The sequence below is a fragment of the Peribacillus sp. NPDC096379 genome (genome assembly GCF_044762875.1).
Lineage (GTDB): Bacteria > Bacillota > Bacilli > Bacillales > DSM-1321 > Peribacillus.
The window spans coordinates 174203-197361 of the sequence record NZ_JBIWFD010000003.1 but is presented as its reverse complement, the minus strand read 5'-3'; the positions used below and the strand labels follow the sequence as shown (position 1 = coordinate 197361).

Genomic DNA, 23159 nt, shown 5'->3' with positions numbered 1-23159 from the left:
AAATGAAGATTGCTTGTGTGCAAATGGATATCGCCTTTGGTGAGCCAGAAAAAAATTTAACAGCGATTGAAAAATATATCGAAGAAGCGTCAAATGCACAAGTGGATGTCATTGTTTTTCCAGAAATGTGGAATACAGGCTACGCTCTCGATAAGCTTGACGGTCTGGCTGATCGCGAGGGAAGTATAACAAGAAAGCTACTGTCTCAGCTTGCCAAAAAACATCAAGTGAACATTGTCGGTGGTTCAGTAGCAACGAAAAGAGCGGACAAATACTTTAATACGATGTATATCGTGGATAGAACTGGAAAAATTGTCGCTGCCTACGATAAAGCTCATTTATTCAAGTTAATGGATGAGCATGTATATTTGAACGAAGGACAAAGTATGAATGTATTTGAATTGGATGGTATAACATGTGGCGGGGTCATCTGTTATGATTTGCGTTTTCCAGAATGGATTCGGACTCATACTTTAAATGGAGCCAAAATTATGTTTATACCGGCGGAGTGGCCAAAGCAACGGATTGACCATTGGCAATTATTATTGCAAGCAAGGGCGATTGAAAACCAATGTTTTATCGTGGCTGTCAACCGTGTCGGTAAGGACCCAAATAATGAATTTAATGGTCATTCGATGGTCATTGCACCTTGGGGTGAGCTACTTATTAGCAATCAAACAGCGGAAGGGATCTTGTACGCGGAACTGGATTTAGAGGAAGTCGATCGGGTACGGAAGACGATTCCAGTTTTTCAAGACAGGCGGACGGATTTATACGAATCATAGGGATTTGGCAAACCTGGATGGATGAAGTAATTAGAAGCTATTGACTAGTGTGACGTTATGTGTAAATAATAAATGAACAAGATAAGAAGCTAGGTGTGGTTCGAAATCTGAATCCTCCCTAGCTTATGTTATGTTATAGCGCCCAAAATTGTATGAGATAGTAAAGCTAAACTAAGCAGCCGAATATTTTATCCAAATAGCTTATTATAATTTGTCATGCATTCATAAGTATATTAAAACCAAAATTGCTAACGATAACTACCTGTAAGACACTCATCCTAGCTGTTTGGATCTAGTCGTTGTCTGGGAAATCTCACTATATGTAGATAGTGTTTCCTGTTAAATTTTTTCTTGCTGTCGGATGTATAAGAATAAAATGGAAGTAAAGATAATGTTCAGAAAAACAGACTGGTTTAAGCCATGGCACATATGGAACAGACCTTCGATCTTATATACAAGTGTATATAGTTATGAAAGATGTCACGATATTCAAAAAAAATCATAGTAAAAGGGGTATATAATATGGCAGAAGAAAAAGCCGATCAGAAGAATCCAACAGATATCAAAAAAAAAGTGAATGTTGGCGATATGATCGATATAAAGAATGGAATTGAAAAAGGGAAAAAGGGGAAGGTAGTTGTCGTGCGGGAAAACTCTGTTATTGTGGAAATTGGCAGAAATACAAAAAAGGACGAACCCATAAATACTGTTGTGAATCATAAAAATTATAAACTAATTAAGTAAGTGTATAGTAACAAGGTTCAGTCCCGACTACAATCAAGTAGTGAGGGACTGAACCTTTTTGGGACACCCACATTTAATTCTCTTGTAAACAAAAACCCTGCGCGTTTGCAACTATCATGAAAATCAAACGTAATAATCAGGAAAAAGACCATACGAAATATAAACGCAAGCTATTTAGAGTGGTGCCTTGTTAGTGGCTAAGAAACTTCTGATATATTTTTAGGTATACCCTAAGTTATCTAACCTTTGGACATAATTTTGTATAATGGATGCTTGATTTTGATTATTAAAATATTCTTCGTCTTCTTCTCTCTATTTCAATACGTCGTCTTCTTTCTATTTCGATTTCAAAAGGTAAAAAGCGTCTTCTTCTAAAGGTATCCCGAAAAAACAAGTTTCTTCGACCAAAACTAAAAAATGGCATTTAATTAATCCTCCTGTCAATTTGGTTTGCTGGTTATTTTACTATATGCACTTAGAATAATAATGAATGGACAAGTGCTGATAAAAAGTAAAATAGTCAGGAAATGTACACTATTAGAGGTTGTTCAAAAAGTCCGGTAAAAAAGCTTGCGAATTGCATCAAAGCTCTGTCTCTGTGGTTCTCGAGACGATCAGTCCTCAAACTCCTCGGCTCTTTTTATCCTTTTTGAACACGCACTTTTATGTAATTTTGGCAAAAATAGATGCAATTTCTTAATTTGCTTCATAGAAACATGGTTTTTGAATACGAATCATTTGAAAATTGCTATATTATTCAATCCAAATGCTTGATTTCGCTTTTCGTCAAACATCTTGAAATTCTGTACGGTGGATATACCTAGGAATTCAAGAAGTATGCATATTTCGAAAGGCAAAGTCTTTGGAAACATTCACTGAAATGGCTGAACAATTTAGACCAATGATTTACAGTATTATTCAGTCTTTGTCCATTTATAAGAATCAGGAAGAATTCTATCAAGTGGGGTTAATTGCGTTGTGGGAGGCACAAACGAAATTCGATCCTGACCGCGGTGCCTTATTTTCTACGTATGCCTATAAAGTAATCAAAGGAAAACTATTAAATGAACTTCGGAAAAATGTACGGATCGATGATACTTATACCGTAACGGATATAAGTGTGATGGCTGAAGACCCTGCTTTATCATTCAGTGATCTTCATCTGGAGTCTGAGTACTTATCCTGCTATTGTGAAAATCTTACGGAATTGCAAAGACGTTGGGTAATGGGAACATTTCAAGATCAATTGAGTATCAGTGAAATGGCTGAGCTGTATGGAGCTTCCAACAGCGCTGTAAAATCATGGAGAAAGTCGGCCATTATGAAATTGCAAAAAGATTTGGTCGAACACAATATTTAATGCAAACTCAATTTGAAGATGTGAAAGAATTTTAGTGATGAATGAATAAGCTCTGAAGTTGTATGGCTTGCAACTTCATTTTAGCAAAGTGATTTTGTAGGTAGCTTTATTTTCAAAAAGCGTGGTCTAAAACCATTGCCATCAGACGATTTACGATTTCGTCCCAATGGATTCACCCTACTTTAGTAGGTGGTCGTTCAATGTTTTTCATATAAAACCTCGTTTGATTTTAGGACATTGATCCTAATGTATTTATTATCTCTGAATCTGCACATATTGAACCTGTATTGTGAATAGACATAAACTTGTGGCTATCAGAAGTAAAAAACTCCATTAAAGACTATTGAAGTACATGTCTTTTATTATTTGCCTCCTGATTGGCTTGAAATCGACAAATAAGTCACAATATAACGTAGGGGAGATTTAACATGGCAGAAAAGACCTTCACAATTACTAATGAAACAGGGATTCACGCGCGTACAGCAACAATCCTAGTACGAACTGCAAGTCAATATATGGCCGACATCAACCTGGAGTATAAAGGTAAATCAATTAACTTAAAATCAATTTTAGGTGTGATGTCCCTAGGTATTCCAAATGATGCAGTAATCAAAATAACGGCTGTAGGTTCTGATGCAAATGAAGCCATGGCTGCTTTATCAGATACGATGAATCAGACAGGTTTCTCAGAATAATTCAGATGGTGGCCTACCTTTGATCCCTTTAATAAATACTTGAATTTGGACAGATGAAGAAATCTTCGTCTGTTTTTTTTGTTGAGTCTAGAAAACAATACTAAATTATTTACGTGAATCATTTTATTGATCTACTCGTTTCAATCATCATCTCAGGTTTATATATTCTTAGGGGTATAAGGTTGGTTTTACCCTTTTAACAGTATTAGGAGCAGGAGTTGCATCGATCTTATTAACTTTATTTAGATCAATAACCTTCTATTTGTAACTACTCAGATCCCTATCCAAAACAATACAAATAGAGGTAATTTATCAAGAATTACCTCGGAAACTATGTTTCAAACAATTCTAATTCACCTGTTTTTATCACCTGTTTAATGGATTCAAATAGATTCCTTTTTTGCTGTTTTCGTGTACTTAAAAAGCTTCGTGCCAATGCGAAATTCTGTGCGCCCATTTTATTTCGGAATATACCTGAGACTTTTTGTTTCACTTTGGCTTCATTCTTCTAGTGAAGATTGATTAGTCACATTAGTTCCAATTTTGACTATTCTATTGGACATATAATCTTTAGTTTATTGAAATAATATAAATCATAGCTTTTATAACTTTATGAAAGTGCTTGCACATAATGAAAGGTTATGATAATTTAAACTTGTATAAAAAATAGACATGTCTAAAAAACTTGATTTTCAACTAAAGGAGAAAAGAAAACGATGGTTACTACTAAAGAAACGCCTCATATCAAACCTAACGGGGTAGAAATAGCTGAAACGGTACTGTTACCCGGAGATCCTTTAAGAGCAAAGTTTATAGCAGAAAACTTTTTAGATAATTACGAGTGCTTCAACGAAGTAAGAGGAATGTTAGGGTATACAGGCACTTACAAAGGCAAGAAAATCTCTGTTATGGGTACTGGAATGGGTGCACCGAGCATGGGGATTTATTCTTGGGAATTAATCAATGTCTTTGGTGTTAAAAATTTAATTAGAATTGGTACTTGTGGTGCGATGCAAGAAAACATTGATTTATATGATGTTATTTTAGGGATGGGTTCTGCAACGGATTCAAATTTTGGAGATCAATTTAATTTACCTGGACAATTCCCATTAACGGCTTCTTTCGAACTTTTGGAAAAAGCAAAGAAAGTAGCAGATGAAAAAGGGCAGAAAGTTCATATTGGAAACATCTTATCAAGCGACGTATTTTATCATGCTGATCCAACATATATCAAAAAATGGCAGGATATGGGCGTTTTGAGTGTTGAAATGGAATCTGTATCATTATATTGGAATGCCATTCAAGCAGGTGTAAATGCATTATGTATTTTAACGGTAAGTGATCATTTAATTACAGGAGAACAGACTTCAACTGAAGAACGTCAAACTGCATTTACTAAAATGATGGAAATCGCATTAGAATTAGCGTAAATTTGCTCCATCTATGATTTAGACACGCTTCCTTCACTTAATACGACGTGAAGGAAGCGTGTAATGACTGATGTGTTAGTTCCAATTATTCATCTAGTTCATGAAAGGTGAATGGAAACCCATCAACATTGAACGGATTCCCTACTAGGATCATTTCTCGAAGGAAAGAGATAGATATTCTTTTTATTGCTTTCAACATATATTGTAAGCGCTGTTACTAAACTTTGTTCAAAATAGGATGGAAACATTAGTTATAGTGGGGGTATATTTATGAATGGTTCAATAGAAAAAACGCCAGTTGTAAACTTCAGTAAAGTAGTTCCCGTCATATTACTGTTAATGATTTTTTCACTCGTTATCGATAACTCTTTTAAAATTATTTCTCCAGATTTAGTAGAGTATTTTGGCGTATCAGCAACTACAGTAAGTTGGCAAGTAACACTTGCAGGATTGGTAATTGGGATAGGTGCAGTGGTTTATTCTTCTTTATCTGATTCGATTAGCATACGAAATCTACTAGTACTAGGCATCGTTTTAATATGTGTAGGATCTTTACTTGGTTATATCACACATACTAATTACTGGTTAATCGTTGTTTCAAGAATCATCCAATCAGCTGGTTTAGGGGCTACTGAAACTCTTTATTTAATTTTCATCGCTAAATATGCAAGTGTAGATGAACAAAAGAAATATATGGGATTTAGTACGAGTAGTTTCCAAATTGCCACAGTAATTGGTATTTTAACAGGTGGTTTTGTATCAACTTATTTACAGTGGCAAAACTTGTTTTTAATTCCTTTACTAAGCGTATTAATATTGCCATTCATTCTTAAATATTTACCGAAAGAAGAAAGTAAGAAAAATAGTATAGACGTTTTAGGACTAATTTTAGTTGCAGTAACGGCTACTTCCATCATGTTGTATATGTCTTCTTTCAATTGGGGACTTTTTATCCTCTTCATGGTAACTGTAGTTGGGTTCTTATTCTATGTAAGTAAAAATAAAAATGCGTTTATTACGATTGAATTCTTTAAAAATAAACAATTTATGTTTGTATTAGCTATTGCATTTATTATTTATTCTACTTACTCTGCGTATGCGCTAAATACATTATCATTTATGATGACAACTATATATGATGTCAACTTGGATACTGTTTCATTGATGTTCGTACCAGCATGTTTGTCAGCAGCAGTCGTTGGGATGTTTTCTGGTAAAATAGGAAAATATTTAAGTAGCAAACAATGTGTTTATCTAGCGATGTCTTTAATGATTATTAGTTTATTAATCGGTACCATCTTTGTGAAATCATCTATTACAGTACTTGTCATCTCGCTTATTTTATTTTCTTGTAGCTTTGCATTGTTATATGCACCGTTAATTGATACAAGTATTAAAAGTGTACCAACTGAAAAAACAGGGGCAGCATTAGGATTCTATAATTTATGCCTGAATATCTCAATGTCAGCAGGTTTCTCATATTCAGCCTTTTTGATTGATAAGAAAGATTTACAATTCGGCTTTTTGAGTTTTGTGACAGATGATCCAATAGCATTGAACTATAGTAGTATCATAATTATTATTGTAGCAATTGCTCTATTAGCGATCATTTTATTTTGGCTTTTAGTTGGTCGTAAATTAGACATTAATACTAATACAAGTAAAAGAGCAGCGTAAAAAATATTCCATTAACAATTAAAGGGCTCTAGTAAATTACCTGAAAATGATATATTTTCTGATATTGACTGATCTGAATAAGCCAAAATCAGTAACTATTTCTTACAATTACTAAAATAATAAGTTACTATACATGAAAGAGGATGTCCCAAAAGGGTCTGACCTCGCACTCTATACACAGTATATTATAACCTGTATATAGTCGTTGCAAGGTCTGACCCTTTTTGTTAAATTTTTTAGAAAAGGATACGGATTGACTAAATGAATAAAAATAAACTAGATAAATTGAAAAGACCACTTTATATCAATGTATATGACGAGCTCCTGCTTCAAATTACGAAAGGAGAATACCCTGTAGGTAGTAGGCTTCCTTCAGAACCAGATTTAGCAAGCAGACTAGGGATTAGTCGCGCAACTTTACGACAAGCTTTAGCACTTTTGCAAGATGATGGATTAGTAAGAAATATACGCGGGAAAGGAAATTTTGTGATCGATTCGTTTTATAAAAAAGAGGGTGTTCAATTAGAAAAATTAAGTAATCCTATGCATAAGTGCCATATAAGTACATTTGACCGAATAGATACAAATTATCGACTGGACAAGGAAACGGAATATACGAAACAAGTATTAAAAAGAGATTCGTCTACAGTTGTAGCTTTAGAACGTTTGTATAGAAAGGGAGACGATTTAGTAGCCTATGCTTTTACTTTTATGTCCATGCAAACAATAGAAAGTTTATCCTTGGACTTAAATAATAAGGAACAACTACTAGATTTTCTAGAAAACCAAGCGTATGTGAATGCCAACCATGGAGAAATTGAAATCAAATATACACGTACTGTTAATCTAGTCAACAAGAAAGAAAAGTTAATCGGCCAAAATGAATGTTTTTTACTATTGGAAAGCCTTTATAGCAATTCAGAATATCCATTAATGTATAATAAATTTTATATCCCGCAACAGTTCTCGAATATAAAATTAAATATTTACAAATAGCTACTGGATGGACATTTCTCTGTTAGAACAATTCTACCGCTTTTTGACTTGCTCCAATCCAGCTGACTTTTTACCGGAATTATGTGGGAATCACCAACAATGGTGAAGAGACGTGATTTTTTCATGGTTGAAATGGATTGTAACTTTAAAGAATATTGTAATGTAATAGAGATCGTAAAGTCTGTGTGCAATAATAATGGTAAGAACTGATGGCAAACCAAAGTGGAATCTAGCTGACTAGTAATTCTTACTATATTGAAAGGGAGGAAACAGTCATGAAGCCGAAAGTAATTGTCTATAAGAAAGTGGATCAAAGTGTATTGGATTTTATTCAAAAGACTTGTGATGTTGTTTATTTTGAGAAGTTTGATGCCCAAAACTATCCTGAATTTCTACATGAGTTAAAGGACGCACAGGGGATATTAGGTTCGGGGTTAAAGGTGGATAAGGTTTTACTAGATCAGGCTCCACAATTACAAATTGTGTGCAATACCTCGGTCGGTTACGACAATTTGGACGTGCCAGAGCTATCAGAACGAGGGATTATGGCTACAAATACTCCAGAAGTATTGAACGAGACAGTTGCAGATACGATTATGGGATTAGTTTTAGCAACGGCTAGAAGGATGCCGGAACTGGATCAAAGGGTTAAGACAGGGCAGTGGGGAACGAAACTTGAGGAAAGTTGGTTTGGGGTAGATGTCCATCATAAAGTATTAGGAATTATCGGAATGGGCGGAATCGGCTCTGCGGTTGCTAAAAGGGCTCATTTCGGATTTGATATGGATATTTTATATCACAATCGCTCCAGAAATGATGAAGCCGAACAAAAGTATGGGGCTACATATTGTTCGCTGGAAGATCTGCTAAAGCAGTCTGATTTTGTATGTGTCATGACACCACTAACTCCTCAAACTGAAAAGTTGATTGGAAAAAGAGAGTTCGAGTACATGAAGAAGACGGCGATATTTATCAATTGTTCAAGAGGAAGAGTTGTAGACGAAGGTGCTTTAACCCATGCGCTCAATACTGGAGAAATTCAAGCAGCTGGGCTAGATGTCTTTGAAAAAGAGCCGGTCGATTTTGATAATCCCTTGCTTTCGATGACCAATGTTGTCACTTTGCCACATATCGGTTCCGCCACTTATGAAACGCGCTTGAAAATGGCGATGTTAGCAGCAACAAACCTAGTTGTCGGATTACAGGGAGAAATTCCACCTACATGGATCAATCGTGAGATACAGGTAAGGTAGCTGAACAGCTATCGGGGAATTTAGAGGAAATACAATAGTAGAATGTGTCGGATAGTCCTTTTTTAGGCTATCCACTTTTTATTAGATGACAGGCATCATCTAGAAATATGTAAATGATGAGTCTTTAGAAATAATGGATGAAACAAGACATGTTAACAACAGCAAATATCGGCTTTGAAGAGAAATTATGAAAAGTAGCGGATAAATGGTGCAGCTGTGCTGAAAGTATTCGATTGATAATGGCTGGACTGATTTTTGGACTCCGAAGAAAGTTAGTTTATAAATATTATGATGCCAATATAGCTGTGCAACTGATAATACATGCAAAGGCACTCGAATTTCCGAGTGTCTTATTTAAATGTATTGAGTGCCGATCACATTGAATTTTTCCATCTCATTCAAAAACCATTTACAATGGGAATTTTCAAACTGTGAAAAAGTATCCGGTTCAGTCTATTATATCTGTTAGCCTAATAAAGTCTACTTCAGATGTTTTACTTTCCAATTCCACTAATATACTTAATTCGTAAATACTTTGTGGAGTGACTGATACCGCTTTATTACCTAAAATATGATTGAATCTTTTGTTTCATTTCCTCTTTATTTTCGGCAAATTGCTTATGACGATGGCCGTTGCCTCCGGACGGATGAGGAAATCCGTAAAGGATAGAGTTAGGATCTATGTAGTGGTTGTCCGCAAGAAAGTTTAGTACCTTTGTTACGTTTACTCCTAAAGGAATGATTAGTGGGTTATGTAACTTTTTTAATTCAGTTGCAAAGCATTCGATTATATATTTCATTAGTAGGTCGGTTTTTAAAATATTGGGTGTTGAGCCACTGAAGTTTTTCCCCTTATAGAAAACGGGATAGGGGATGACTGAAGAAGTCTGTACGATATGACTGGCCGTATTAAAAAATTCACTCGTAGATGATAAACCCAAGTAGCTATGTAATTGTAATTCATCTAACATGGCAATTAGGTTTTTTCTCATCGACCCTTCAAAGCTAGAACGTTTCTTTACTTCTTGTAAAATCTCCTCATCGTCTACCTTTTGATTCTTCATATCCAACACCGTCGAAAAGGACATTTTCATTTGATGCAGACCAGGTGTAATCCCGACAATCATTACTTTTGCTTGTTCATTCATGTATTCAAACGGTGCATAATAAAGTTCAATTTTCTTGTTTTCATCTTTATCAAGTAAAAACTGTTTGTTAATGAGCGCCTCGTCCTTAAGGGGAGAGGGCAATGAAAATAATAGATGCTTATATGTATCGAATTTTGAATATGTTGCTATACCCATAAAATAATATCCTCCACAATAGAAATTGTTTCATCCTTATAATGGTAATGTTTCTCTTTACTTTTTTCAAGAAATATGACGACATATATATACCTGTTAATGTGGACTTGTGTTTCTATATGAGCTAATAGTGTTTGTCACTGTCCGAAAGGTAAAATCGATACCTTTTCGTAATGCAGAAAAGAAAGATATCTGTTTTCTGGTAGACATGTAAAACATCTGACGCGCTCAGGGGGGCGTTATAGAATAGATTATATCGTCAAAAAGGCATCTGATAATTATCCACGGCCAAATAAAACTAACTAAAGCATATACAAACGCCCACCTGACAGGTGGGCGTTATTTAGCACTTATAATTTCTTGAACTTTTTTAAACTATCCTCTTGCCTTGGAGTGCACTCCAAGGTTTATACTGAACTCACTTAAAAGGAGGAAGAAAGTGTTCTTACAGCAATTAAAGCTGGTTATCGTTTGATTGATACTGCTGTACTTTACATGAACGAATAGTTGTAGGTAGTGCAATCAAGAAAAGTGGTGTACCTCATGAAGAATTATTTGTTACTTCCAAACTTTGGGCGAATGACACTGGCTATGAAGCTACAAAAGTAGCAGTGAAAAAAACGCTGGAACTCATGTAACTTGAACACCTTGATTTGTATTTAATTCACCAACCATATGGAGACATTTATGGATCATGGCGCGCACTTGAAGAACTTTATAAAGAAGGAAAAATTCATGCAATCGGCGTAAGTAACTTTCATACAGACGGTTTGGTTGATTTAATTCTTCATAATGAAATCACTCTACTTCTCACACAGAGATCCCGTGATGGTAAAAGCACTTGGTTCAATGAAAGTAGAACGTTAGTAACTGGAGGAAAATAAAATGATAGAACATAACAAAGTAGTCGTTATTACGGGTGCATCATCAGGCATTGGCGAAGCAACTGCACAATTATTAACAAAACGCGGAGACAAAGTTGTTCTCGGCGCTCGTCGTGAAGAGCGTCTTCAAAAATTGGCAGATGATATCAAAGCTGAAGGCGGTGAAGTCATTTACGCGATCACTGACGTAACAAAACGCAGTGACGTTGAAGCTCTCGCAAAACTTGCGGTCGATACTTTTGGACGAATCGACGTTTGGTTAAACAACGCTGGTCTTATGCCCCATTCAACATTTGATAAACTTCATGTGGAGGAATGGGAACGAATGGTCGACGTAAATATTAAAGGTGTCCTTTACGGAATCGCAGCTGGTCTTCCAGTTATGCGTGAACAAAAGTCTGGTCACTTCATTAATGTATCTTCTATTGCCGGTCACCAAACTCACCCAGGTGGTGGTGTGTACAGTGGTACTAAATATGCAGTACGTGCAATTTCTGAAGCACTTCGTCAAGAAGAGGCTCAGGCAGGAAGCAATATCCGTGTGACAATTCTTTCACCAGGTGCCATAGCAACTGAATTGCCGAACACAATCACAGATACAGACCTTAAAGGCGGTATCGATTCACTGTACGATGCAGTGGCAATTCCAGCTGAACGTATTGCTGAAACAGTGGCGTTTGTAATGGACACTCCTGAAGATACTGCAATGAACGAAGTTATTATTCGTCCAACTATCCAATTACCTTAATAAAAAACATAAAAAGGTTGATTTACATGAACATAAAAGTAGTAAGTGAAAAAACTAGTGTGTCTGCTGATACGATTCGTTACTACGAACGTATCGGCTTAATACCACCAGTAAAAAGAAATAAGAATGGTGTACGTGATTTTGACGATGAAGATATCCGCTGGATTGAATTTTCTCGGCACATGCGTGAAGCAGGGTTATCCATTGAAGCACTAATCGAATACATTGGGTTGTTCAAAGATGGTGACGATACTACGATCCCAGCTCGTGTGGGAATTTTATGTGACGAACGCGACGAACTGAAAAAACGTATTGATATGATGCAAAGTGCACTTAATCGTTTGAATTATAAAATCGATAACTATGAAAGTCATGTTGTTCCAGCTGAAAAAGGACTTCGTGAATTTGATGAATGAAAGTTGCACACAAAAATTTATTTTCGATGTTTCTACATATATGCGAAACGGAGTGGGAAATAAGTGAAAATTTTGATTTTAGGTGCAGCTGGTCAAGTTTCTCGTATGTTAACTAACCGCTTGCTCAATGAAATAGATGCAGAAATCACTCTATATGCGAGACACGCGAATTCTCGTTTAAAAGCCGCAAGTCAACGAGTAGAAATTATTGATGGTGACTTCAATGATAAAGCAAAACTAGTCGAAGCAATGTCTGGCGTTAATGTTGTTTATTTAAATGATATGCGTAACGCAAAAGCAACACAATCTATTGTTTCGGCAATGGATGAAGCTGGTGTAAAACGTCTGATTGGTGCAACAGTCTTAGGTATTTATGATGAAGTCGCTGGTGCATTTGGCCGCTGGAATGATGCAATGGTCGGATCTAGCGCACCATTATACAAATCTGCAGCGAAGGTAGTCGAAGACTCTGACCTAGATTACACACTACTTCGTTTAACTTGGCTTTATAACCAAGAGGGTAACGAAGATTATGAACTGACTATAAAAGGGGAACCATTTATTGGCGCACAGGTTACACGACAGGCTGTAGCGCGTTTGATCATGGATTTACTTGCTGATAATACGAAATATATTGGCAAAAGTTTAGGAGTCAGCGAACCAAATACAGATTTTGAAAAACCGTCCTTCTATTAGTATTTCTCAATAAAAGGGGAGATCTACTATGGAAGAAAAAGTAATAGCTGGACGTGACCGGTTTGAGGAATGTGTACGAAATTAAACTATGATGTTTTATTCGGGCAAGTATGAGATGGGAAGAAGAATTAACTCCAGAAGTTTGATTACATAACTGCGCTCATAACTTCAGGTACATTTTAACAATTACTAACACATCTCGAACTTTATCTCGGTTTAACAGGCTGTAAAACCCCCACCTCAATTTTTGTGAGAGAATCAAGAAATAAATAGGTGGGGGATAAACAGCCTGTAAATCCCCGATTGGTTCAACTAACTATCAGTGGGGGATGAAAAAACCCCCCACTGATGGAAGTTTCACTTTATGAAGATGAGCCAAAAGCTAGGTCTTCTTTTGCGAGTGCTGCTAAAGTGTACGGTTAATAATAAAGGGGAGGTTTTATTATGGAATATGTAAAGTTCGGTAATACTGGTACGGATGTTTCTCGTATTTGCTTAGGAGCAATGGGGTTCGGGGATACTGAAAAATGGACCCACAAATGGGTTTTAGATGAAGAACGTAGTCGTCCAGTCATCAAAAAAGCTCTCGATTTAGGGATTAATTTCTTTGATACTGCGAATATCTATTCAATGGGCGAAAGTGAAAAGATTCTCGGCCGGGCATTGAAGGACTATGCTAAGCGTGACGATATTGTTCTTGCAACAAAAGTTCATCAAACAATGCGTTCAGGTCGTCCTAATAGTGGCGGATTATCTCGTAAAGAAATTATGAGCGAAATCGATCAAAGTTTAAAGCGCTTGGAAACAGATTATGTAGATTTATACATTATTCACCGCTGGGATTATGACACACCAATTGAAGAAACTATGGAAGCTCTTCATGATGTCGTTAAATCAGGGAAATCTCGTTACATTGGTGCGAGTGCTATGTACGCTTGGCAATTTCAAAAAGCGCAACGTGTAGCAGAACGTAATGGCTGGACTAAATTTGTATCCATGCAAAACCACTACAATATGATTTACCGTGAAGAAGAGCGTGAAATGATTCCGTTCTGTCGTGATGAAAAAATTGCCATTACACCATATAGCCCACTCGCTTCAGGTCGTTTGACTCGTGATTGGTCTGAAACTACTCTTCGTTCTGAAACAGACATGGTTCAACATTCAAAATACGATAGTATGATGAAAGCTGATCAAGGCATTGTAGAACGTTTGGCTGAAGTAGCAAACAATCATGGTGTTACTCGTGATAAGATTGCGTTAGCATGGCTTCTTAACAAGGATCAAGTTGTTGCGCCAATCATCGGTGCCCAAAAAGAAAGTCATCTTGAAAGTGCCGTAGCTGCACTTAATATTCAGTTGACTCCTGATGAGATGAATTATTTAGAAGAGTTATACATTCCCCACCCAGTAGTAGGGGCTCTTCCAAAACCAAAATTCAATAAATAAAGGGATAATAATATGTACCAAAATATGCATTTTCTATTTTTAGTTTGAAGATCTACTGATTTTAGTCTAAAATGAACTGATGTAAATATAAATCCGTTTAATTACGGTAGAGGTTTCTAGCTACCCTCTCTAAAAAACTAAGGAAAACAGCACTGCTTTCTTAGTAGTGCTGTTTTTCTGTCGAAAAGGGGATTTTTTTAATGAAGCAAGAGAAGGCAGTAGTCGTTTTTAGTGGTGGTCAGGATAGTACGACTTGTTTATTCTGGGCGATGAAGCAGTTTAAAGAAGTCGAGGCAGTTACGTTTGATTATAATCAGCGCCATCGGTTAGAGATTGATTGTGCCAAGCAGATTGCAGATGAACTTGGCATTAAACATCATATTCTGGATATGTCGCTGCTCAATCAATTGGCGCCGAATGCTTTAACGCGTGATGACATTGCTGTAAGTGAGGGCGAAGAAGGGGAGCTTCCTTCTACGTTTGTTCCGGGGAGAAATTTGTTGTTCTTATCCTTTGCTGGGGTACTTGCCAGCCAAGTAGGAGCGAAGCACATTATTACCGGTGTTTGTGAAACAGACTTTAGCGGCTACCCGGACTGCAGAGATATTTTCATAAAGTCGTTAAATGTCACGCTGAATCTATCGATGGATCAGCCATTTGTGATTCATACACCGCTTATGTGGATGAATAAGGCCGAGGCCTGGGGCATGGCGGATGAGTTAGGTGCTTTGGAATTTGTTCGCAAAAAGACACTAACCTGTTATAACGGAATCATGGCAGATGGTTGCGGGGAATGTCCGGCATGTAAATTGCGTCAAAAAGGTCTTGATGACTACTTGAGTCAGAAGGGGCAGAAATGATGTATGGATTTCGTATTGTAGATAAATTACAAAAGATCAATGAAGATATCAAATCCACTCAATTAAAATACCATGCTAAACGTGTGCTTGTTAGTAAGGAATTTACCTTTGATGCGGCCCATCATTTACATTGCTATGAAGGAAAATGCAAAAACCTTCATGGCCATACGTATCGCGTCATTTTTGGACTTAGCGGTTTTATCGATGATCGTGGCCTGCTCATTGATTTTGGAGATATTAAAGAAATTTGGAAAAATGAGATTGAGATTTTTCTTGATCATAAATATTTAAACGAGACGCTGCCCTTAATGAATACGACGGCTGAGAATATGGTTGTTTGGATTTATGAAAAAATGGCGGACGCGTTAAAAAATAGACAAGAACAATATGATGGGGCAAGGGTTGAATTTGTCCGTCTTTATGAAACACCGACGAGCTATGCCGAGACAAAAAGGGAGTGGATGGAGGTTGAGTAAAATTCCTGTGATGGAAATATTCGGTCCAACCATTCAAGGGGAAGGCATGGTCATCGGTCAAAAGACGATGTTTGTCAGAACCGCGGGTTGTGATTATTCTTGCTCATGGTGTGACTCGTCATTTACATGGGATGGAACGGGTAAACATCTCATTAAGCAGATGGAGCCAGACGAAATTTGGCGTCAGTTGAAAGAACTTGGAGGAGACGGTTTTTCTCATGTAACCATATCAGGTGGAAATCCAGCTCTTTTGAAGAATCTTGCTGAATTTGTCCAATTATTAAAGCAAGAAAACATGAAGACCTGTCTGGAAACGCAAGGATCAAAATGGCAAGATTGGATGCTTTCAATCGATGAGTTGACGATCTCGCCGAAGCCACCTAGTTCAGGGATGAAAACGAACTTTGACTCACTTGATATGATTTTCAATAAGCTCATGTCAGACAATTTTTTAGGAAATGTGAGTTTAAAGGTCGTTGTATTCAATGATGCTGATTTTGACTATGCAAAGGAAATTCATAGAAGATACCCTGGCATTCCTTTTTATATGCAGGTGGGAAATGATGATACGAAGACTGCAAATGACGCTGCGTTAATTCCCCATTTACTGCAAAAATACGAAGAGTTAATCGAACAAGTGATACAAGATGAAGAGTTAAAAGAAGTTAAAGTACTCCCTCAACTCCATGCATTAGTATGGGGAAATAAACGAGGCGTGTAAGAGAAGAGGAGTATCGATGATTAGAATTTTACTGTATTTAATTGCCATTGTAACAGCCAACGTTGTGACGGCTTCTTTTGCACCGTTATCGATCGGTGTGTTTATTGTGCCAATGGGAACGCTATTTATCGGGGCAACTTTTATCCTAAGAGATTTAGTTCAAAATTCATTTGGCAGAAAGAAAACCTATTTGGCCATCGGAACAGCTTTAGCAATGTCGGCGATTGTGTCATATATATTGGGAGACACATTATTAATCGTTCTTGCGTCCGCTATTTCGTTTGTCATCTCGGAAACAACGGATACAGAAATTTACTCAAGATTGAAGCTGCCGATGGCTTGGCGAGTTTTTTATAGCGGTTTAGTCGGTGGATTCCTTGACTCTGCTATCTTTGTCATTATTGGCCTAAGCCCATTGGGTGCCAATTTCCTACCATGGGAAGCTGTACCTTTTGCGATTCTTGGTCAGGTAATTGTGAAGACGGTTATTCAGAGCCTTGGCGCAATGGTGCTCCATCGCGTAATCATTTCGCGGAACCGAGTAGAGGTAGCTTAAGTAATTGCTAAGAAACTATGATACTGCTAATATGGCATGAAAAGATAAAAAATCAGGAGTTAGAAGAAGCGGTATTTTCTAACTGGTATGTGATTTCATGATGAAATGATTTATCCTAATTAAACTTCAAAAAATAGCCCGAATTTTGGTCATATGTAAAGTGACCAAGATTTGGGCTATTTATTTTTATCCCGTATTAACGGGCAGTAAAACCCCCGCTGATTGAAGTTTCACTTTATGGTCAAGGAGTTATACAGGCACAAAGCCATAGGAATCAAACTTTTCCAGCGAGAAGTCTGCTGAATTCGAGTGTCCTATCTATGGAAATCAAGCTTGTGAGCTCCCTGTAAAAAAGAGAAGATAGAAAACAAAATTGAAAATCCATTTGTGAAATCGTTTAATAGTGTGAAAGAAATCGGCGAAGATATTTGGGATGGGATAACCAAACGGAACAAGGATAAATTTGATTCTGTCTACGATTTTGGTAATTGGTTGTCCATGGGTGGTTTAGATTCAGGAAAATCTTTTTATGACGGACTAAATGATCGGGCTAATCACGCAACAGACTCCTTTTCAGACTTCGTGAACTACCTAACAATCGGTGGAGTAGACCTTGTCAAAGGGGCACTTGCTCCCAAAGACGCTTTATCTAAAGGGTGTTGGCTACGTGGAAATAACTCTTGGATGCCTAGTGAAAAAGTTCACATAGTTTTCATAAAGAGGGAAGAGAACCCAATTGTAAATATTTATAAGGGCAGTATAATGATATTGTAATATAAATTAAAATATTCCGAAATATATAAGGAGATGAGTAGCATGAAAGCATTGAGATGGTATGAGGCTAAAGATTTGAGAATTGACAATATTGAAGAGCCAAAGGCAAGAAAAGGTGAGGCAAAAATTAAAGTTGAGTGGTGTGGAATTTGTGGAAGTGATTTACACGAATATACAGCAGGCCCAATTTTTATTCCAGCCGAAGCACCACATCCATTAAGTGGGGATAAAGCTCCTATTGTTCTTGGGCATGAATTTTCTGGACAAGTTGTTGAAATTGGTGAAGGAGTAACTAAAGTACAAGTTGGCGATCGTGTGACTGTTGAGCCGATCTATTCTTGTGGCGAATGTGCTGCTTGTAAACAAGGGAAATACAATCTATGTGACAAAATGGGCTTCTACGGCCTTTCAGGAGGCGGTGGTGGATTTTCTGAATTCACTTCGGTTCCAGAACATATGCTACATAAACTTCCAGAAACTGTTTCATATGAGCAAGGAGCACTTGTCGAACCGTCAGCTGTTGCTCTTCATGCTGTAAAACAAAGTAAACTACAAGTCGGCGAAAAGGCCGCTGTGTTCGGTACTGGTCCAATCGGTTTACTCGTTATTGAAGCACTAAAAGCAGCGGGTGCATCAGAAATTTATGCGATTGAACTATCTGAACAACGCCGAGAAAAAGCAGAAGAGCTTGGAGCTATCGCAATTGATCCGAGTCAAGGAGATGTTGTCGAACAACTTCATATACTTACAAATGGCGGGGTAGATGTTGCTTATGAAGTGACAGGGGTACCGCCAGTCTTAGTACAAGCCATCAACTCAACAAAAATTAATGGGGAAACGATGATTGTAAGTATTTTTGAAAAAGAAGCTCCTATCCACCCACAAAATATCGTTTTGAAAGAACGCACTGTAACAGGTATTATCGGATACCGCGATGTATTTCCAGCTGTTATTAGTTTAATGGCCAAAGGATACTTCCCAGCGGATAAACTAGTAACAAAGCGTATCAAACTTGATGAAGTGATTGACGAAGGTTTTGAAGGCTTGCTAAAAGAAAGAAATCAAGTAAAAATCTTAGTAAAAGCTGAATAACTCTAAAGCCGGGTTTCCGCAAATAGGGGAAATCCGGCTTTTTAGTTGGGTATAAACCTGTTGTGGCAAAAGAAATTGCACCATTTACCTACATACTACTCGTTAGGCAGGTTCTTCCAATCATTAACTTTTTAAGATATCTTCAATTCTATCAAGCTCTTCTTGAGTGAATGAAAGATTATTTAATGCAGCAACATTTTCTTCGATTTGACTTACTCGACTTGCGCCGATTAAAGCTGAAGTAACCTTTCCATCTCTTAGTACCCAAGCAAGTGCCATTTGCGCCAGGTTTTGACCGCGTTCAGCTGCCACTTGATTTAATTTTATTACACGATTTACAACTTCTTCACTCACTTGATCTGTTCCTAATGCACCAGTAGATTTAGCAGCTCTGGAATCAGTCGGAATGCCATTTAGATATTTATTTGTTAAAAGGCCTTGTGCTAAAGGACAGAAAGCGATCGATCCAACACCATTTTCTTGTAATACATCTTGCAGGCCATCCTCAATCCAGCGGTTCAACATGGAATAGCTAGGTTGATGAATGACAAGTGGAGTGCCTAACCGATTTAGAATTTTAATCGCTTCTTCTGTTTGTTCCGCAGTATAACTGGAAATGCCTACATATAAAGCTTTCCCTTGGCGAACGATTGAGTCTAACGCACCCATCGTTTCTTCTAAAGGCGTGTTTGGATCAGGACGATGTGAGTAGAAAATATCGACATAATCCAGTCCCATCCGCTTTAAACTTTGATCTAAACTTGCGACCAGATACTTCTTTGATCCCCATTCACCGTATGGGCCTGGCCACATATAATAACCAGCTTTCGATGAAATGATCATTTCATCTCGATAAGGAGCAAAATCCGTTTTTAACATTTTCCCGAACATTTCTTCCGCGGATCCAGCAGGTGGACCATAGTTGTTTGCAAGGTCAAAATGGGTGATCCCTAAATCAAAAGCACTTCTTAGCATGGCGCGGCCATTTTCGTATGTATCTACTCCACCAAAATTATGCCATAAACCAAGTGAAATCGCTGGAAGCTGTAGGCCAGATCGCCCGCTTCTATTGTATTGCATTTCATCGTATCGAGTATCTTCCGCTTTATAAACCATTGTAATCCTCCTAAAGAAGTGATACTTCATATTATACGGCTTCACATCGAATTGTCGATACTTTTAAACTATTTTTTGAAATCGCTTTCGTTTATTGGGATTGAGATTCCCCGCACCAGAATGCTCTATAGTACGTGTTCAAAAAGAAGGCTAAAAGAGCCGAGAAGCTCATACCTCAAACCTTTCACGTATGCAGTAATACGTAAGTAAGGATCGGAATTTTTGAACAACTTCCTATCGAAACCAATACGGGGTTATTATGTTTGACTGTAAGCAACCATTAAAGAACTTGATCTTCAAACAATGGTTTTATTGCAAAATCTTGATATGCGTGGTTCTTCATCAAGTCATATACTTTAGATTCCAAATCTTGAAGGTCGTCTTCGGAAAGATTATTGTTAGGTTGAGGGTGGAACCACTGAATTTCTTCATCGTGGAAAATCCCATGATAATGATCGCCTTCAAAGTTTAATGTAAACTGCTGACGCTCATGAACTTGATCCTCGAACAATGGTTTTACTGTAAGCCCTTGATATGCGTGTTTTCTCATCAATTCAAACACAGTGGATTCTAGAACTTGGAGATCCTCTTCAACAAGCCTAGTATTAGGTTGAGGATGAAACCACTGAATGTCTCCCTCATGGAAAATCCCTTGATAAGTATAACTTTTAAAGTTTAGTGAAAACTGCTGACGTTCATGAACTTGATTTTCAAACAAACGTTTTACTTTAAACTCTTGAACCATGATAAAACCTCCTGAAATTTTTACTTTTTTGAATTAGAATGGACCTTGCTAAAAACAATGCGCTAGGAATGATAAGGTGTAAGTTACCTATTTAACATCTTGGTCATGTCAACATTCAAAATGTCTCCAGATGATGCATCAATATCCACATCATATTCTGTATTTCGATTCATAATAGAAATTTCGTATTTTTTAATACCATGATCTTCAATGGTATGAGTGTTCGTTACTAGACCACCTTGAGATGTGTCTAAGGCAATCGTCTTTGCTTGTAATTCATTTATCGTTTGTGAAGGTGCATTTGATAATTTCGTTGTTGGGTGGTTATCAATCATTGCATGAGCTCCTAGACCACCTACGATTAAAGCACCTGTTAATAGCATTGGCATCAAGTTCATTCTTGATAACCTCCTCGTTTTGTTTATATTAGTATCATAACGGCTCGAGTTTAAAGTAAAAGAAGAATAACCTTAAAATTCCCTTAGAAAAGTAAGAGAACGTACTAATCAAATCGTAGATGTCTAAAATTGATTCGAATTGAATAAAACATAGATTAGCGATATCTATGCGTGTTCAGGTAAAAAAGTCGAATGGTATTCATATAGAAAAAGCTATATGATTAAAGAATAAAGTTTTAAATCGAGGAGAAAACCCATGAATGAACAGTATTACGATGCGTTACTAAACATAAAAACAGTAGGTGACCAAAAGGGATTCAATAATTCTATGCATTATCATCGTTATGAGCCAACTCCATATTATGCACTCGAAACATTATTTAATACATATGAATTGAAAAGTAGTGATCGTGTTGTCGATTTTGGCTGTGGAAAAGGACGGTTAAATTTCTATATCCATCATTTATTTCAGGCGACTGTTATTGGGATTGAAATGAACGAAAGATTTTGTAAAGAAGCGATTGAAAATCGAACTAGATATTTGAAGAAGGCAAAAAACAGAACAGATAAAATCCATTTTCACTGCTCTTTAGCAGAGAAATACCAGATTAATCCGTTAGATAATCGTTTTTATTTTTTTAATCCATTTTCGATCCAAATTTTTATGCAGGTTATTAATAATATTTTGTTATCTGTAGAAGAGTTCAAACGGGAAATCGAGCTGATTTTGTATTATCCGTCAGATGATTATCTTTATTTTTTAGAGAACCAAATGTCATTTGAATTAAAAGAAGAAGTCATCCTGCCAGACTATGCGCATAATCCTTATGAGAAATTTTTAATTTATCGATTAGGATATTAGAAGAATGTAAGGAAGGTACGATTCAAAAGAAAAATAGCCATTTTCCTATTGCTGAATTGGCCAACTGCTTAAGCACTGTAACCAGGGATAGAAAAAGTTTCCGGTTGTTTCTCCCTCCAAAATGTATAACACTTAACGTAGCAAGAAAGCAGTTAAACAAATAGGAGGGGAATTATGAGAAATAAGAGATTGCTACTTTCACTAATGGCATGCATGGTTATTATTCTTTCTGTGGTTACTTGTCAGCCTTCTGTTTCTAAAGCACAGACAAACGGTCATGATCCAGTTATATTTATTCACGGTGCAGGTGGAAACAGCACAGCCTTTTATGGCATAAAAAATTACTTGAAAAAACAAGGCTGGTCCGATGATGAACTGTATGCTATTGAATTAGTGAATAAGTCTGGTGTTAGTTTGAATAATCAAAAACAGCTTGCTTCTTATGTAGATGAAGTGTTAAAGAAAACAGGAAAGAGCAAGGTTGATATTATTGGACACAGTGCGGGAGGCTTGAATACCCTGACTTATATTCTCAATGATGGTGGAAGCAAGGTAAATGATGTGGTAACGTTGGGTTCTCCAAACAAATATGTAACATCGAAAGCTCCCGTAGGTACAGATCCTAACCATAAAATCCGTTATACTTCGATTTATAGCACCAACGACTTTGTTGTACCCACTTGGCTTTCAACACTTCAGGGAGCGAATAACGTTCAAATCAGCGGTGTAGACCACGTTGGAATGCTTATCAACAGTGAAGTCTACGAGCTGATTCAAGAAGGATTGAATGGCGGAGGGAAAAATACAAATTAAGCAAAGATTCTTATCTTGAACGTAGTTTTTTTCAACAATACTAATCACAGCCTGTCTAATTCTTTACTAGAATGATAATAATTGAAGCCAGCCCATAGGTCAGACAACTAACCTACTGGGCTGGCTTTTTTTGTACTTTAGGAATTACAGGAATCAGGTGTAGCTTTTGAAAAAAAGTTTGATAAAAGCCATAGCGTTATTCTTTATCTTAAGACGTACAAAAAGCGCTCGTATTAAACAAAGTTTGATTAAAATGAGTGCTTTTATTTTCTCTATTCAGTTCTTTTTAGAATGAAATCTGACCATACT

The 23159-nt window shown here is 36.9% G+C and carries 24 protein-coding genes, 1 pseudogene and 1 riboswitch; of the genes and pseudogenes, 21 read left to right on the top strand and 4 right to left on the bottom strand.

Going from position 1 to position 23159, the window contains the following annotated elements; translation table 11 throughout:
- Nucleotides 1–2: 2 nt before the first annotated feature.
- From ACIQZI_RS15080 to ACIQZI_RS15045, 8 genes are all read left to right on the top strand, one after another.
- The gene (locus ACIQZI_RS15080; RefSeq protein ID WP_403074338.1) at nt 3–785 is read left to right on the top strand and encodes a carbon-nitrogen family hydrolase; all 783 of its coding nucleotides are present in this window, start codon (nt 3–5) and stop codon (nt 783–785) included.
- A gap of 522 nt (nt 786–1307) precedes the next feature.
- Nucleotides 1308–1529: a DUF2187 family protein gene (locus tag ACIQZI_RS15075; protein WP_062183931.1), complete on the top strand. Its 222-nt coding sequence runs from the start codon at nt 1308–1310 to the stop codon at nt 1527–1529.
- A gap of 862 nt (nt 1530–2391) precedes the next feature.
- On the top strand, nt 2392–2889 hold the full coding sequence (locus ACIQZI_RS15070; protein ID WP_062183929.1) for a sigma-70 family RNA polymerase sigma factor: 498 nt from the start codon (nt 2392–2394) through the stop codon (nt 2887–2889).
- Between the two features lie 428 nt (nt 2890–3317).
- Entirely contained in the window at nt 3318–3584 is a 267-nt protein-coding gene (locus ACIQZI_RS15065; RefSeq protein WP_403074335.1) for a phosphocarrier protein HPr, read from the top strand.
- A gap of 716 nt (nt 3585–4300) precedes the next feature.
- The gene (gene deoD, locus ACIQZI_RS15060; protein WP_062183923.1) at nt 4301–5014 is read left to right on the top strand and encodes a purine-nucleoside phosphorylase; all 714 of its coding nucleotides are present in this window, start codon (nt 4301–4303) and stop codon (nt 5012–5014) included.
- 270 nt (nt 5015–5284) lie between these two features.
- Nucleotides 5285–6691, top strand: coding sequence for an MFS transporter (locus tag ACIQZI_RS15055; protein ID WP_403074332.1), 1407 nt, complete (start codon nt 5285–5287; stop codon nt 6689–6691).
- A gap of 261 nt (nt 6692–6952) precedes the next feature.
- Nucleotides 6953–7687: a GntR family transcriptional regulator gene (locus ACIQZI_RS15050; protein WP_062183917.1), complete on the top strand. Its 735-nt coding sequence runs from the start codon at nt 6953–6955 to the stop codon at nt 7685–7687.
- Nucleotides 7688–7962: 275 nt separating this feature from the next.
- A complete protein-coding gene (locus tag ACIQZI_RS15045; RefSeq protein ID WP_403074329.1) occupies nt 7963–8940 on the top strand; it encodes a 2-hydroxyacid dehydrogenase in 978 nt (325 codons plus the stop codon).
- A gap of 560 nt (nt 8941–9500) precedes the next feature.
- On the opposite strand, the gene ACIQZI_RS15040 is transcribed toward ACIQZI_RS15045, so the two are convergent.
- Complete coding sequence (locus ACIQZI_RS15040; RefSeq protein ID WP_403074327.1) at nt 9501–10244, bottom strand: hypothetical protein; 744 nt, start codon at nt 10242–10244, stop codon at nt 9501–9503.
- 432 nt (nt 10245–10676) lie between these two features.
- On the opposite strand from ACIQZI_RS15040, the pseudogene ACIQZI_RS15035 reads away from it, so the two are divergent.
- From ACIQZI_RS15035 to ACIQZI_RS14985, 11 genes and pseudogenes are all read left to right on the top strand, one after another.
- A pseudogene (locus tag ACIQZI_RS15035) lies at nt 10677–11062 on the top strand (aldo/keto reductase); the annotation flags it as partial.
- Nucleotides 11063–11129: 67 nt separating this feature from the next.
- Nucleotides 11130–11876, top strand: a complete 747-nt coding sequence (locus ACIQZI_RS15030) for an SDR family oxidoreductase (RefSeq protein ID WP_403074325.1) — start codon at nt 11130–11132, stop codon at nt 11874–11876.
- Nucleotides 11877–11902: 26 nt separating this feature from the next.
- Nucleotides 11903–12292 (top strand): MerR family transcriptional regulator, encoded by a 390-nt coding sequence (locus ACIQZI_RS15025; protein WP_403074323.1) that lies wholly within the window; start codon nt 11903–11905, stop codon nt 12290–12292.
- 63 nt (nt 12293–12355) lie between these two features.
- Complete coding sequence (locus ACIQZI_RS15020; RefSeq protein WP_403074321.1) at nt 12356–12988, top strand: NAD(P)H-binding protein; 633 nt, start codon at nt 12356–12358, stop codon at nt 12986–12988.
- Nucleotides 12989–13432: 444 nt separating this feature from the next.
- Entirely contained in the window at nt 13433–14437 is a 1005-nt protein-coding gene (locus ACIQZI_RS15015) for an aldo/keto reductase (protein ID WP_403074319.1), read from the top strand.
- Between the two features lie 103 nt (nt 14438–14540).
- Nucleotides 14541–14584: riboswitch (PreQ1 riboswitch) on the top strand.
- A gap of 53 nt (nt 14585–14637) precedes the next feature.
- Nucleotides 14638–15297, top strand: coding sequence for a 7-cyano-7-deazaguanine synthase QueC (gene queC / locus ACIQZI_RS15010; protein WP_403074317.1), 660 nt, complete (start codon nt 14638–14640; stop codon nt 15295–15297).
- Nucleotides 15297–15773 (top strand): 6-carboxytetrahydropterin synthase QueD, encoded by a 477-nt coding sequence (queD, locus tag ACIQZI_RS15005; RefSeq protein ID WP_403075175.1) that lies wholly within the window; start codon nt 15297–15299, stop codon nt 15771–15773. The genes queC and queD overlap by 1 nt, the downstream gene beginning before the upstream one ends.
- Entirely contained in the window at nt 15766–16494 is a 729-nt protein-coding gene (queE, locus tag ACIQZI_RS15000) for a 7-carboxy-7-deazaguanine synthase QueE (protein WP_403074315.1), read from the top strand. Before queD ends, queE begins: the two co-directional genes overlap by 8 nt.
- A 19-nt stretch (nt 16495–16513) precedes the next feature.
- Nucleotides 16514–17050: a VUT family protein gene (locus ACIQZI_RS14995; RefSeq protein WP_403075173.1), complete on the top strand. Its 537-nt coding sequence runs from the start codon at nt 16514–16516 to the stop codon at nt 17048–17050.
- A 387-nt stretch (nt 17051–17437) separates the two neighbouring features.
- Nucleotides 17438–17824, top strand: coding sequence for a hypothetical protein (locus tag ACIQZI_RS14990; RefSeq protein WP_403074313.1), 387 nt, complete (start codon nt 17438–17440; stop codon nt 17822–17824).
- A gap of 42 nt (nt 17825–17866) precedes the next feature.
- A complete protein-coding gene (locus ACIQZI_RS14985) occupies nt 17867–18916 on the top strand; it encodes a 2,3-butanediol dehydrogenase (RefSeq protein WP_403074311.1) in 1050 nt (349 codons plus the stop codon).
- 123 nt (nt 18917–19039) lie between these two features.
- Here ACIQZI_RS14985 and mgrA read toward each other — a convergent pair whose 3' ends face one another.
- The 3 genes from mgrA to ACIQZI_RS14970 form a co-directional block, all read right to left on the bottom strand.
- Nucleotides 19040–20032 (bottom strand): L-glyceraldehyde 3-phosphate reductase, encoded by a 993-nt coding sequence (mgrA, locus tag ACIQZI_RS14980; protein ID WP_403074309.1) that lies wholly within the window; start codon nt 20030–20032, stop codon nt 19040–19042.
- Between the two features lie 280 nt (nt 20033–20312).
- Complete coding sequence (locus tag ACIQZI_RS14975; RefSeq protein ID WP_403074307.1) at nt 20313–20777, bottom strand: DUF5342 family protein; 465 nt, start codon at nt 20775–20777, stop codon at nt 20313–20315.
- A gap of 83 nt (nt 20778–20860) precedes the next feature.
- Nucleotides 20861–21175, bottom strand: coding sequence for a PepSY domain-containing protein (locus tag ACIQZI_RS14970; RefSeq protein ID WP_062183872.1), 315 nt, complete (start codon nt 21173–21175; stop codon nt 20861–20863).
- A 256-nt stretch (nt 21176–21431) separates the two neighbouring features.
- On the opposite strand from ACIQZI_RS14970, the gene ACIQZI_RS14965 reads away from it, so the two are divergent.
- A complete protein-coding gene (locus ACIQZI_RS14965) occupies nt 21432–22037 on the top strand; it encodes a methyltransferase domain-containing protein (protein ID WP_403074304.1) in 606 nt (201 codons plus the stop codon).
- A 174-nt stretch (nt 22038–22211) separates the two neighbouring features.
- Nucleotides 22212–22850 carry an esterase/lipase family protein gene (locus ACIQZI_RS14960; protein WP_403074302.1) on the top strand — a complete coding sequence of 213 codons (639 nt, stop codon included), beginning with the start codon at nt 22212–22214 and terminating at the stop codon, nt 22848–22850.
- The last annotated feature ends 309 nt before the right edge of the window (nt 22851–23159 follow it).